Raw genomic sequence first — 13,179 nt, 5'->3', positions numbered from 1 at the left:
CACGAAGGCAGATCCCGTCATGGGGCCAGTTCGAAAACTGCTCATTCCTTTCATAGCCGCCGCGCTTGCGCTGCTGGTACTGCTCAAGCTGGGCTTCTGGCAGCTCGACCGGCTGGCCTGGAAGGAAAATCTCATCGTCCAGGTGGAAGAAGGCGTGTCGCATGCGCCCGTAGAAGCGCCGGGTCCGTCCGAGTGGCGCGACCTCGCGGAAGCTGACGACTATCGCCATGTCGCGGTGACCGGTGCGTTTCTGCCGGGATCGGTTTTCTACTACACCGCCTTGGGCAATCCGGCCGGACCCGTTGGTGGCCCTGGCGTGATGACCTACGCGCCGTTCCGAACGACCGAAGGCTGGGTCGTGCTGGTCAATCGCGGGTTCCTGCCCCAGGGGCTGGATGGCGAGCACCAAAGGCTGGCGCTGCAGCCTCCGGAAGGCACGATGGAACTGACCGGTCTGTTGCGCTTGAGCGAAAAGCCGAACTGGACGACGCCGGAGACGGACCCCGCCGACAACATCTGGTTCGCCCGCGATACCTGGGCCATGGGAGAGGTTCTGGGTGTGGACCCGGCTGAGCTTGCCCCCTACAGCATAGATCTAGACGCGGAATTCACCCCGGCCGGTGGCCTGCCGCAGGCGGGCGAAACCATCGTCCGCTTCAAGAACGACCACCTCGGCTATGCGCTCACCTGGTTCGGACTTGCCGCGACCCTTGTCGGCGTTTTTCTGACTTATGCAATTGGCGTCATCTGGCCTCGCAGCGGCAAGGAAAGGGCTGATCTCTGATTTCGATCATGCCCTTCTTGTGCGTCGGATATGAACCCGATTGGCCTTGAATTGGCCGGGCACTTTGTTTGCGTACAACCGAACGCGTCGTGTTACTTGCGCTCAGCCAAGCGCTTCGAGGATGGCTGCTGCGCCGGTTTTTGTGGCATCGCCCGGGCTATCCTCGATGGCAAGGAAGGTCACGACACCGTCCTTCGCGATCAGCGCGAAGCGCTGCGAGCGGACGTGACCGAAGATCGGCGCCGGCCCGAGGCCGAGGCCGGCCGCTTCGACGAATTCGGCAGCCGTATCGGACAGGAAGGTGATGTTTCCACCGGTGTTGGAGGCCTTCTGCCAGGCATCCATGACGAAGACGTCGTTGACCGAGACGACAGCGATCGTGTCGATCCCCTTGTTCTTCAGCGTTTCCGCATGTTCCACGAAACCGGGCAGGTGGTTCATGTGACAGGTGGGGGTGAAAGCGCCGGGCACGCCGAAGAGAACGACGGTCTTGCCGGAAGTCAGATCGCTCACCGACATCTCGCCGGGCCCGTCGGCGGTCATGGTCTTGAACGTGGCGTCCGGAAGGCGGTCCCCAACCTTGAGTGTCATGGCAATCATTCCTTGTGTGTGTCGCCTGAATAAAGCGGTGCATTCCCGTGAACAGATAGAGTGTTCCGGTGCATCCGTCGAGGGACGCACCGGCAAAATGCAGCCTCTGCTCGGTTCCGGACTTGCCGCCGTGTCAGATGAGGTGGGGGCTGCAGGGCTATTTCACCCAGCCGGGGTCCACCGGCTGAAGGTGTTCAATGGCCTTGCCCCCGGCTGACAGGACGAGCCTGAGCGTGTTGTCTTCGTCGCTGACCGCAAGGCCCCGGGTCGGCAGTTCCCAATAGGCCTCGCCTTCCGTGTGAGCGGTCAGTTCCGGCAGGCCGATGAAGGACCCTTCCGGCCCGGCGGCGAACAGCTCCGGCGTCTCGTCTCCCGCCACCTTGGCCCTGATGACAAGCCTGTCGCCCTCCGAGGTCGGGACGACCGAAGTGATGTCGAGGTCGTCGTTTCCGCCGGTCACGGGAACGGCGGCGAGATTCCGGGCAATGAGCTTTGCCGCGATCATGTCGGCCCGGGTTTCCGGGGTCAGATCAAGCGAGAGTGAGGCGTCGCCCGGCACGCAGATCTCGTTGCAGATGCCGAAAAAGACGTCGATGGAGAGCCGGACGGGTTTCTGCGCGGCTTCGGGGAACACCTGCATCGGCAGCACGATGCCGCCGTGATAGACGATCGACCGGGAAAACCCGTCGTCATGATGTTCGGGAACCGGATAGAGGATCTCCAGATCCCCGATGTTGTCGGCATCCGAAAGGGTGATCCGGGGCGGGATGCCGGCCTCGCCCGGAGAGCGCCAGTAGGTGTGCCAGCCGGGGTCCAGAAGAAATTCCAGTCCGGCCTGGTACTGGCCGTTTTCCAGCGGCCCGGAGGCGATCAGCCGCACGGCCCCGCCCTGGACCTCGGTCCAGTCCGTCATGGCGGCCTGGGTGGGGGAGGCGGGCGTCAGCAGGAAGAGAAAGAGTATCAGGGCAATCCGTTTCATGCGTTCAGTGCTACACGAGTTTCGCGCAAGCGTCATGGGCAAGAGTGTCCCATCCGGGTCATATCCTCGTGACGGCATCGTGAGACGTTTCGCAGATCTCCCGGTCGGAGGAAAGCAAGCCTGGCAGCCCGCCCGGATCGGCAAACAGACGTTAACAAACCCTGTCAAAGAGGCTATGCTTGCAAGAAGGCAGAGGGCGTCAACAAAAAAAGAGGTGCGCATGGCCGGAACCGAAGCAGCAGACACGCTGGAAGGCCAGTTTCTGATTGCAATGCCGAGCATGGCAGACAGCCGGTTCGAACATTCTGTCATCTTCCTGTGCTCTCATTCCGAGCAGGGAGCCATGGGGCTGGTGGTCAACCAGGTTGCCCGTCATCTTTCCCTTGAAGAGTTGCTGATTCAGCTGGATATCGTCAATGACGACAGCGCCATCCGGTTGCCGGCCCGGGTGCGCGACATGAACGTTCACAAGGGCGGTCCGGTCGAGGTGGAGCGCGGTTTCGTGCTTCACAGCGATGATTTCACCCTGAACCAGTCCACGCTCACCATCGAAAACGGCATCTGCCTGACTGCCACGCTTGAGATTCTCAGGGCCATGGCCACCGGCACCGGCCCCTCCCAGGCCATGCTGGCGCTCGGTTATGCGGGCTGGGCGCCCGGACAGCTGGAGAACGAGATCCAGTCCAACGGCTGGCTGACAGCCCCCGCCGATCCCGACATCCTCTTTGACCCGGATTTCGAATCCAAGTGGCATCGCGCGCTCGCAAGCCTGGGAATTGACCCGGCCATGCTCTTTTCCGAAGCGGGCCACGCCTGAGCTCAGGCCTGCGGGGAACGGGCGCCGGCCATGTCCGGCACGGTCATCCTTTTAGCCAAAAGCGACTTGCGCTTGAATGTTATGGCGCGTAAGTCGCAAGGGTGGCATGGTTTGTTTCAAATCCGGCGGGTTTCAAGTAGGCTGTGGGTCTGGCCGTCCGGTCATGCGGGTCGAGGCCCAGCGAAAAAGGTCGATACAAAAGGGAAGTGACGCGGTGAAATATAGCAGTACGCGCGGTGAGGCACCTGTCCTGGAATTTTCCGATGTCCTGCTCCAGGGGCTCGCTCGCGACGGTGGCCTTTATCTTCCAGATACATGGCCGCAATTCGACGCCGACACTATCGCCTCCTTCGCCGGAAAATCCTACCAGGACGTCGCTCTTGCCGTCATCAGCCCGTTCATCGGCGATGATATTCCGCAAGATGATCTCAAGGCCATGATCGATGACGCCTATGCCGGCTTCCGGCATCCGGCGATCACGCCGCTGGTGCAGAGCGGGCCGAACACCTTCATTCTCGAACTCTTTCACGGACCGACGCTCGCCTTCAAGGACGTGGCGATGCAGCTTCTCGGCCGGATGATGGATTATGTGCTGACCCGCCGCGGGCTGCGCGCGACCATCGTGGGCGCCACGTCGGGCGACACCGGCGGCGCGGCGATCGAGGCTTTCCGCGGCCGTGAGAGGACGGACATCTTCGTCCTGTTCCCGGACGGACGCGTGTCGAATGTCCAGCGCCGCCAGATGACGACGGCGACCGAGGACAACGTCCATGCGCTGGCGCTTGCCGGAAATTTCGACGACTGTCAGGCGATCGTCAAGGGCATGTTCAACCATTTCGCCTTCCGCGACCGGGTGGCGCTTTCCGGGGTCAACTCGATCAACTGGGCCCGTATTCTCGCGCAGATCGTCTATTATTTCGTAGCCGCCGCCGCGCTCGGCGCACCGCACAGAAAAGTGTCCTTCACGGTGCCGACGGGCAATTTCGGGGATATCTTCGCCGGCTATGCGGCGAAGAAAATGGGGCTTCCGGTCGAAAAGCTGGTCGTGGCGACCAATGTGAACGACATTCTGGCGCGGACGCTCGAAACCGGCCGTTATGAAAAACGCGGCGTGACTGCGACGATTTCACCGTCCATGGACATCCAGGTGTCCTCGAATTTCGAACGCCTTCTGGCAGAAGTCTGCGGCCGGGACGGCGCGGCGGTCCGGCGGATGATGGAACAGCTGTCCCAGTCCGGCAGCTTCGGCATCGACAACGCTCCGCTGGAGGCCATGCGGTCCGTCTTCGGAGCGGGCCGCTGCAACGAGCAGGAGACGGCCGCCACCATAGCGCAGACCTGGAAGGAAACAGGTTATCTCCTCGATCCGCATACCGCCATCGGTGTGCATGTTGCGAAAGATCACGATGACGGCTCGGTTCCGATGGTGGTTCTGGGCACGGCGCATCCGGCAAAGTTCCCGGATGCTGTCGAAAAGGCCTCCGGCATCCGGCCGGAATTGCCTGAAAATCTCAAAGACATGATGATTGCGGAGGAGCGCCAGCAGGTATTGGCAGCAGACCAGGGCGTGGTGGAACGATTCATCGAAGATCACGCCCGGGCCGTCACCGCCGGGGTGTAGCTATATGAATGTAAAAACAACTGTTCTCGACAACGGACTGACGGTCGTCACCGACCAGATGCCGCATCTGAAGACCGCGGCACTGGGGGTATGGGTCCGCACGGGATCCCGGGTGGAATCGGTGGATCAGAACGGCATCACCCATCTGCTGGAACATATGGCTTTCAAGGGGACGAAGTCGAGAACGGCGCGCGGAATCGCCGAGGAAATCGAGGCGGTAGGCGGCGAGCTGAACGCCTCGACCAGTATCGAACACACCAACTACTATGCCCGTATCCTGGCCGAAGACATGCCGCTTGCGGTCGATATTCTGGCCGATATCCTGCAGAATTCCACCTTCGACGCGCAGGAACTGGCGCGCGAGCAGCATGTGATCCTTCAGGAAATCGGCGCGGCGAACGACTCCCCCGACGACCAGGCCTTCGACCTGTTCCAGGAAACCGCCTGGCCGGACCAGGCGATCGGACGTCCGATCCTGGGAACGCCGGAAACGGTGAAAGGCTTCAACCGCGATGCGCTGAACGCCTATCTTGCCGACCGCTACCGGGCGCCCGACATGGTTCTGGCCGCCGCCGGCGCGGTCGATCATGAGGCGTTCGTGGCACTGGCGAGGGAAAAATTCGGCGGCTTCAACAGCGAGCCCGCTTCCCGGGAATCCCAGGCCCGTTATCGTGGCGGCGAAACCCTGCGCGTCAAGGACCTGATGGAAGCACAGGTTCTGATCGGTTTCGAAGGCCGTCCCTACAAGTCGAAGGACTATTACGCGATCCAGATCCTGGCGTCCGTTCTGGGCGGCGGTATGTCGTCGCGCCTGTTCCAGGAAATTCGCGAGAAACACGGCCTTTGCTATGCCATCTACAGTTTCCACTGGGCGTTTTCGGACACCGGCCTGTTCGGTCTGCATGCGGCGACCAGTCATGACGATCTCGGCGCCCTGATGCCGATGATCGCCGACGAACTCGTTGCCGCCACCCGGACCATCTCCGAGGAGGAAGTGGCCCGGTCCCGTGCCCAGATTCGTGCGGGACTGATGATGGCTCTGGAAAGCCCGGCGGCGCGGGCGGGGCAGATCGCACGGCAGATCCTGGTCCATGGCCGCGTGCTCCTTCCCGAGGAGATCTCCAGCAAGATCGAAGCCGTCACCGCGGCCGATATCCGCCGGGTCGCGCACGAAACCTTCGTCGGGGCAACGCCCACCCTGACCGCCATCGGCCCGGTGGACGGTGTCATGACTGCGGCCGAACTGGCGGAAAGGTTGCAGCAGGACCCGGTTCTGCGGGCAGCTTCAATGTAGGACGCGGAGAGCGGGGCATGTCGCTGCTACGGCCGGGATCTTCAACGGACGCTGAACTGCTGATCGAGGCAGGCGGCTACTACCTGCGCCCGCCGATCATGTCCGATTTCAGGAACTGGGTTGAATTGCGTGCGGAAAGCCGCGCCTTCCTGAAACCCTGGGAGCCGCTCTGGCCGTCCGACGACCTTACCAAGACAGGCTTCCGCCGTCGGCTGCGCCGCTATTCCAGGGATCGCAAGGAAGGCCGCAGCCTGTCTTTTCTGCTCTTCCGTGCCCGCAGCGATGACATCCTGGGAGGGCTGACCCTGAGCAACATCCGGCGCGGCGTCAGCCAGACGACAACGCTCGGCTACTGGATGGGCCAGAGACATGCGGGAAAAGGGCACATGTCGGCGGCCGTCGCCATGATCTTGCCTTTTTGTTTCGACGTTTTGGGCCTGCACCGAATAGAGGCAGCTTGCCTGCCGTCCAACATGCCGTCCATCCGGCTGCTTGAAAATGCCGGGTTCCATCGTGAAGGTTACGCGCGCAACTATCTGCTGATCAACGGTAGCTGGCAGGATCATCTGCTGTTTGCCTGTCTTGCGGAAGATCATGCGGCGCGTCCCGGAAAAGTGGCTCCCAGTGTTGAAGGTATCTTGAAAGAATTCTTGTGACATGCGCCACAACCCGGTAGTTCTTCGCCCCATGTCGATTTCGTCACCGGGTCCATTCAGCAACGTGTTCAAAAGCCTTGTCGTTGCGGCGTTTTGCCTGATCGCCGCAGCCTTCGCGGCGCAGCCTGTGCAGGCGCTCGAGCCGATCCCCGTACCGATCGATATCGAGGCGCTGGACATCACCAATTCCGTCGAACTTCACCGGGAGGCGGGCTCCCGCCTGCAGGTGTCGACCGCACCGGGCGCGGACGGCATCGTCCGCCGCATCGAGGTGCCCTCGCGCGACGGCTCCAACACGAACTGGGCCGTATTCGCGCTGGCCAACACCAGCGACGAACAGATCGACCGGCTGATCGTTGCGCCGAACTACAAGCTTGTGGGATCCAACCTTTTCTGGCCGGACCTGGGCTCCTCGCGCATCGCGGCCATCACGCCGAGTCAGGGCATCGCCCCGGAGCGGCAGAAAAGCCTGGAGGCGGATGTCTTCCTCGTCACGCTCGATCCGGGCTCTATTGTCACCTTCGTTGCGGAGATGACGACCCCGAACCTGCCGGAAATCCGGATCTGGGAACCGGACGTCTATGAGGAAACCGTCAACGCCTATACGCTCTATCGCGGTATTATCCTCGGCATTTCCGGCCTTCTGGCGCTGTTCCTGACGATCCTTTTCGTGGTCAAGGGCACGGTCATGTTCCCGGCCACGGCAGCGCTTGCCTGGTCGGTCCTGGCCTATCTGTGCATCGACTTCGGTTTCTGGGGCATGGTGTTCAACCTCAGTGGCGGCGGCAGTCAGCTCGCCCGTGCCTGTGCGGAGGTGATGCTCGCCGCCAGCCTGATCATTTTCCTCTACGCCTATCTCAATCTGAACCGCTGGAATATCCACTATTCCCATCTGGCGCTCACGACGCTGATCCTGATTCTGGGTTTGCTCGGCGTGGCGGTCTGGGACCCCTCGATTGCCGCCGGCATCGCGCGCCTTGCCCTCGGCGTGATCGGCATCCTGGGATTCGTGACCATCGCCATCCTGGCCTTCCAGCACTATGACCGTGCGATCCTGCTGATCCCGACCTGGTGCCTCCTGATGGCCTGGCTGGTCGGCGCCGCCATGACCATCACCGGTTACCTGTCAAACGACATTGTCCAGCCGGCCCTCGGTGGCGGTCTCGTGCTGATCGTCCTGCTGATCGGCTTCACGGTCATGCAGCACGCCTTTGCGGGCGGTGCGATTGCCCAGGGCCTGATTTCCGACGTGGAGCGCAAGGCACTGGCGCTCACCGGCGCCGGCGACATCATCTGGGACTGGGATATCGACCGGGACCGCATCTACACCGGCAATGAGGTCGAGGATCTCCTCAATCTCAGGCACGGCACCCTCGAGGGGCCGGCACGCGACTGGCTGGAAGTCCTCCACCCGCAGGACCGCGACCGGTTCCGCGCAACGCTCGATGCCGTGATCGATCAGCGGCGCGGCAAGGTTACCCAGACATTCCGCCTGAGATCCGAAGACGGCCATTTCCGCTGGTTCCGCCTGCGTGCCCGCCCGATCATCGGTGCGGACGGCGAAGTGATCCGTTGTGTCGGAACGCTGCTGGACGTCACCGAGGAGCGCACCGCCGAGGAGCGTCTCCTGCATGACGCGGTGCATGACAATCTGACAGGTCTGCCGAACCGCGAACTGTTTGTCGACAGGCTGCGCACCAGCGTGGTGCGCTCCAATGCCGAGGAAACCTCCAAACCGACGATCATGGTTCTCAATCTTGACCGGTTCAAGCAGGTCAATGACAGCATCGGCCTGTCGGCGGGCGACAGCATCCTGCTGACCGTGGCCCGCCGTCTCGGACGCCTGATCGGCCAGCAGGATACGCTCGGTCGCCTGTCAGGAGATCAGTACGGACTGGTGCTGCTGTCGGAACAGGAGCCGGACCGGATCGTTGCGCTGGCGGATTCGCTGCGCAAGGCCGTCCGGGCACCGATCACCTTCGGAGACCGGGAGATCTTCCTGACATGCTCGGTCGGTATCTCCTTTTTCGAAGGCGGCAAGCAGGGCGTCGAGGACATGCTCACCAACGCGGAAATCGCTCTCAACCACGCCAAGCGTCTGGGCGGCGACCGTCAGGAAGTGTTCCGCCCGATCCTGCGGCCGCTCGACAAGAATATCGTCGACCTGGAAGGCGATCTCAGGGAAGCGATCAAGAAGGAAACGCTTGGTGTCTTCTTCCAGCCGATCATCCGTCTCGAAGACCAGTCCATAGCGGGTTTCGAAGTACTCGCGCGCTGGAACCACCCCAAGCGCGGCAAGATCTCGCCCTCCGAGTTCATTCCCGTGGCTGAACAGTCCGGCCTCATCAACGAACTCGGCATGTATATGCTCGACAAGGGCGCGCAGCAGCTTGCCTTCTGGCAGCGCGAATTCCGCACGCACCAGCCCCTCTTCGCCTCCGTGAACCTGTCGTCGCGTCAGCTGCTCAAGCACGATCTGATCAACGACGTGAAGGCGGTCCTGTCACGCACGTCGCTGGAGCCGGGGACGCTGAAGCTGGAACTGACCGAATCCCTCGTCATGTCCAATCCGGAATATTCCGCCAAGGTTCTGGAGCGCCTGCGCGGTCTGGGCGCGGGTCTCTCGCTGGACGATTTCGGCACGGGCCACTCGTCGCTGTCCTATCTTCACCGCTTCCCCTTCGACACGATCAAGATCGACCAGTCCTTCGTGAAGCCGAACGGCTCCTCGGCTAGACCGGTTCTTCTGCGCACGATCGTCGCCATGGGCCATGATCTGGGCATGTCTGTCGTCGCCGAGGGGGCGGAAAGCGAAAACGATGCGCTGGAGCTCTATCAGCTCGGCTGCGAATACGCCCAGGGCTATTTCTTCGGCGAAGCCGTATCGGCGAACGAGGCGACCAAGATCCTGCGCAAGATGCCCGCGCAAGCCGAGTCGGCATAAGAGGCCTTCGGGTTTCCCCTGCCTGCGTTCGGTGCTGCCCGGCGTTTCGAGCGGGATGACGAAGCGTCTGCGATCAGGGAACCAGAATGGGAATTGTCCTGTCCGTTGTCCGGATTTCCAGCGGCGTGGCCCCGAAGGGGTCGCCGTCGATCTGGGCGGCGACCGGAGCATCTGCGGTGATGGTGGCGACGGAAAACGGTCTGACGAGCGCACCGCGGACCTTGTGAATACGGCCGAGCATCAGTGCAATGCCGTAGCGGAGGGACGACCAGGGGTCATCCCTTTCCAGCACCAGCATATACAGTCCCGGATCGGTCGCCCCGCCCGGACAGATGACGAAGGGGCCGCCGTAGTGCCTTGCATTGCTGGCAACGGCCAGCTTTCCCGTGATCGTCTCCCCGTCCAGGGTGATCCTCAGCAGCGTGCCCTTGCGGCCGAAACCGGTTCTGATCGCGGTGATCACATAGGCCAGTTTGCCGAGCCGCCGTTTCAGGGTGAGGGGAACCGCATGGACCACTTCCGCATCGAAACCGGCAGACGCCATCAGGACGAAGGGATGTCCGTTCGCCAGGCCGTAATGCAGCTGCCGGGTCTTCTGGTGCCGGATGATGTCGGCGATGGCCTGCGCGTTGTGCGGCAGGGCCAGTTCCAGCGCCAGAACATTCGCCGTGCCGAAGGGGATCACCGCCAGTTGCGGCGGATCGGGATGGGTCTGAAAACCGGTCAGCGCCTCGTTGATCGAGCCGTCGCCGCCGGCCACAACCAGCGTCCGCACGCGCAGCTCCGGATCGGCGCAGACCTCGCCGATCTCACCGGCATGACGGGTCAGCCTGATTTCGGCCATGAAGCCGTGCTGCTCCAGGCGCGCGCGAACCTTTTCCAGAAATCCGGCATCGTAGCCACCGGAGGTCGGATTGGCCATGATCAGCACGGATCCGGCTGTATCCGCGTGAGGCGCAGACGGCGAAGCGGGGGCGGACCGCGGAGAAGCTCTCACTGGAAATCCTTTGCGAGTCTCACGGGTATCGCGGTTATGCGCCGCCCTTATAGGGGGCCATGCCGCTGCGCGCCAGCTCATCCGCGCGCTCATTGTCCGGATGGCCGGCGTGCCCCTTGACCCAGTGCCAGGTCACGTCGTGACGTTCCCTTGCGGCATCAAGAGCTTGCCAGAGGTCGGCGTTCTTCACCGGTTTGTTCGTCGAGGTGCGCCAGTTTTTTCTTTTCCAGCCGTCCATCCATTCGCTGATGCCGCTGCGCACATAGGTGCTGTCCGTATAAAGGTCGACGGCGCAGGGACGGCTGAGGGCCTTCAGGGCTTCTATGGCAGCCGTCAGCTCCATGCGGTTGTTGGTCGTGTCCGCTTCGCCGCCGCTCAGTTCCTTCTCGTGCTCGCCGAAACGCAGGATGGCGCCCCAGCCTCCCGGGCCGGGATTGCCCGAACAGGCGCCGTCGGTATAGATCGTCACGCGATTTGCACTGCTCATCGTTCCAGCCCGTAAGCCTCCGCGGTTTCAATGGTCTGGTGGAACCTGAGTTTCTTCAGGTATTCCAGCGGGTCCTTCGGTGTCACCAGCGCGCCTTCGGGAACGCTCAGCCAGTCGTAGAGACGTGTGAGCAGAAAGCGGAGCGCGGCTCCCCGGCAGAGCGTCGGCAGCGCGTCATATTCCGCGGATGTCAGCGGCCGGACGGATGTATATCCCTTCAGCAATGCGCGGGCCTTGGTGACATTGAACGCCCCGTCCGCTTCGAAGCACCAGGCATTCAGGCAGATGGCGATGTCATAGGCGAAGGCATCGTTGCAGGCGAAATAGAAATCGATCAGGCCGGAAAGCCTGTCGCCCAGGAAGAAGACGTTGTCCGGAAACAGGTCGGCATGGATCACGCCGGACGGCAGGTCGGACGGCCAGGCGGCTTCCAGATGAGCGAGTTCGCGGGAAATCTCCGCGCCGAGACCGGCATGGACGCTGTCGGCGCGCGCGCTGCACTGGTCGAACAACGGTCGCCAGCCACTGACATCGAGGGCGTTCCGGCGGAAGCCTTCATAGTCCATGCCGTCGAGATGCAGTTCGGCCATGACCTTGCCGAGCTCTCCGCAATGATCCGTACGTGGCCGCTTGACCCACATGCCGTCCAGAAAGGTCACCAGCGCGGCAGGACGTCCGGCCAGCGTGCCGAGCAGCTTGCCGTCCTTCGAGGGCACCGGTGTCGGACAGGAAAGCCCCTTGCCCGCCAGATGCTCCAGCAGGTTGAGGAAATAGGGCAGGTCGTCCGGGTTCACCCGCTTTTCGTAAAGTGTCAGGATGTAGGAGGCCTTGTCGGTGTGGAGCAGGAAATTGCTGTTCTCGACACCTTCGGCGATGCCCTTGAAGGACAGGAGACGGCCAACATCATAGCCGCCGATGAAGTTGTTGAGCTCTTCATCGGTTACTTCGGTATAGACAGCCATTGTTTCATCCGCTGGCCGCTTGAGCGGGCGGGACCGGATCCCTGAGCTCGCGCGGCAGGTTGAAGGAAATCGTTTCTTCGGCGGTGCGTACCGTTTCGACGCGGACATCGAACCGTCCGGCGAAGGCAGCGATGATTTCCTCTACCAGAGTTTCGGGCGCCGATGCACCTGCTGTCAGGCCCAGAGAGCCGATCCCTTCGAAATCCTGCCACTCGATGTCGCCGGCGCGCTGGATAAGCACGGAGGTCTTGCAGCCCGCGCGCTCCGCCACTTCCCGCAGGCGCTGCGAATTGGACGAGTTCGGTGCCCCCACGACGATCATCGCATCGACTTCCGGAGCCACATGCTTGACCGCTTCCTGGCGGTTGGTCGTGGCATAGCAGATGTCTTCCTTGTGCGGCGCGACGATATCGGGAAAGCGCTCCTGCAGAACGGCGACGATTCCGGCCGTGTCGTCCACGGAAAGGGTGGTCTGGGTGATATAGGCGAGCGGCCGGTCCGAGCGCGGCGCATAGCGGCGCGCGTCGTCCTCGGTCTCGATCAGGCTGACGATCCCCTCCGGCAGTTGCCCCATTGTGCCGATCACTTCCGGGTGTCCCTGGTGGCCGATCAGCAGGATCTCCCGGCCGCGGCGGAAATGGATTTCCGCTTCCTTGTGAACCTTGGAAACCAGCGGGCAGGTGGCATCCAGATAGAACATGTTGCGGATCTGTGCGTCTTCCGGTACCGCCTTGGGCACCCCGTGAGCCGAAAAGATCACCGGCCGGCCTGCGTCCGCCGCCGGTATTTCCTCCAGCTCCTCGACAAACACGGCTCCCTTGGCCTTCAGTCCGTCCACCACGAATTTGTTGTGAACGATCTCGTGGCGCACATAGACGGGGCGGCCGTATTTTTCCAGCGCCAGCTCCACGATCTGGATGGCCCTGTCCACACCGGCGCAAAACCCGCGTGGCGCGCAGAGCCGGATGGAAAGAGGTGGTTTTTGCTGCTGGGATTCAGTCATGATGCACTTTCGGCAAACCTTTATGGCCGCAATAAGGGCCTGCA

General features: G+C 62.3%; 12 protein-coding genes. 6 read left to right on the top strand and 6 right to left on the bottom strand.

Annotation, left to right across the window (positions count from 1 at the left end):
• The first annotated feature begins 19 nt into the window (after nt 1-19).
• Nucleotides 20-784 carry an SURF1 family protein gene (locus DCO57_RS04125; RefSeq protein WP_116697579.1) on the top strand — a complete coding sequence of 255 codons (765 nt, stop codon included), beginning with the start codon at nt 20-22 and terminating at the stop codon, nt 782-784.
• Between the two features lie 102 nt (nt 785-886).
• Here the strand turns inward: DCO57_RS04125 and DCO57_RS04120 are convergent, their stop codons facing one another.
• Complete coding sequence (locus tag DCO57_RS04120) at nt 887-1,375, bottom strand: peroxiredoxin (protein ID WP_116697736.1); 489 nt, start codon at nt 1,373-1,375, stop codon at nt 887-889.
• Nucleotides 1,376-1,532: 157 nt separating this feature from the next.
• Complete coding sequence (locus tag DCO57_RS04115) at nt 1,533-2,354, bottom strand: protein-disulfide reductase DsbD domain-containing protein (protein WP_116697578.1); 822 nt, start codon at nt 2,352-2,354, stop codon at nt 1,533-1,535.
• Nucleotides 2,355-2,574: 220 nt separating this feature from the next.
• On the opposite strand from DCO57_RS04115, the gene DCO57_RS04110 reads away from it, so the two are divergent.
• The 5 genes from DCO57_RS04110 (at nt 2,575) to DCO57_RS04090 (ending at nt 9,686) form a co-directional block, all read left to right on the top strand.
• Entirely contained in the window at nt 2,575-3,171 is a 597-nt protein-coding gene (locus DCO57_RS04110) for a YqgE/AlgH family protein (RefSeq protein WP_116697577.1), read from the top strand.
• A 214-nt stretch (nt 3,172-3,385) separates the two neighbouring features.
• A complete protein-coding gene (thrC, locus tag DCO57_RS04105) occupies nt 3,386-4,792 on the top strand; it encodes a threonine synthase (protein WP_116697576.1) in 1,407 nt (468 codons plus the stop codon).
• A 4-nt stretch (nt 4,793-4,796) separates the two neighbouring features.
• Entirely contained in the window at nt 4,797-6,086 is a 1,290-nt protein-coding gene (locus DCO57_RS04100; protein WP_116697575.1) for a pitrilysin family protein, read from the top strand.
• Between the two features lie 17 nt (nt 6,087-6,103).
• Entirely contained in the window at nt 6,104-6,742 is a 639-nt protein-coding gene (locus tag DCO57_RS04095) for a GNAT family protein (protein WP_116697574.1), read from the top strand.
• Nucleotides 6,743-6,773: 31 nt separating this feature from the next.
• Entirely contained in the window at nt 6,774-9,686 is a 2,913-nt protein-coding gene (locus DCO57_RS04090; protein ID WP_116697735.1) for an EAL domain-containing protein, read from the top strand.
• A 73-nt stretch (nt 9,687-9,759) separates the two neighbouring features.
• Here DCO57_RS04090 and DCO57_RS04085 read toward each other — a convergent pair whose 3' ends face one another.
• The 4 genes from DCO57_RS04085 to ispH form a co-directional block, all read right to left on the bottom strand.
• Nucleotides 9,760-10,608, bottom strand: a complete 849-nt coding sequence (locus DCO57_RS04085) for a YegS/Rv2252/BmrU family lipid kinase (protein ID WP_208977778.1) — start codon at nt 10,606-10,608, stop codon at nt 9,760-9,762.
• A gap of 109 nt (nt 10,609-10,717) precedes the next feature.
• Nucleotides 10,718-11,170 carry a ribonuclease HI gene (rnhA, locus tag DCO57_RS04080; protein WP_116697572.1) on the bottom strand — a complete coding sequence of 151 codons (453 nt, stop codon included), beginning with the start codon at nt 11,168-11,170 and terminating at the stop codon, nt 10,718-10,720.
• The gene (gene thrB, locus DCO57_RS04075; protein ID WP_116697571.1) at nt 11,167-12,132 is read right to left on the bottom strand and encodes a homoserine kinase; all 966 of its coding nucleotides are present in this window, start codon (nt 12,130-12,132) and stop codon (nt 11,167-11,169) included. Before thrB ends, rnhA begins: the two co-directional genes overlap by 4 nt.
• A 4-nt stretch (nt 12,133-12,136) precedes the next feature.
• The gene (gene ispH, locus DCO57_RS04070; protein ID WP_116697734.1) at nt 12,137-13,135 is read right to left on the bottom strand and encodes a 4-hydroxy-3-methylbut-2-enyl diphosphate reductase; all 999 of its coding nucleotides are present in this window, start codon (nt 13,133-13,135) and stop codon (nt 12,137-12,139) included.
• Between the last annotated feature and the right edge of the window lie 44 nt (nt 13,136-13,179).

This window comes from Labrenzia sp. 011 (genome assembly GCF_003075075.1).
Taxonomy (GTDB): Bacteria; Pseudomonadota; Alphaproteobacteria; order Rhizobiales; family Stappiaceae; genus Roseibium.
The sequence above is the reverse complement of the archived record's forward strand: the minus strand, read 5'-3'. Positions and strand labels throughout refer to the sequence as shown.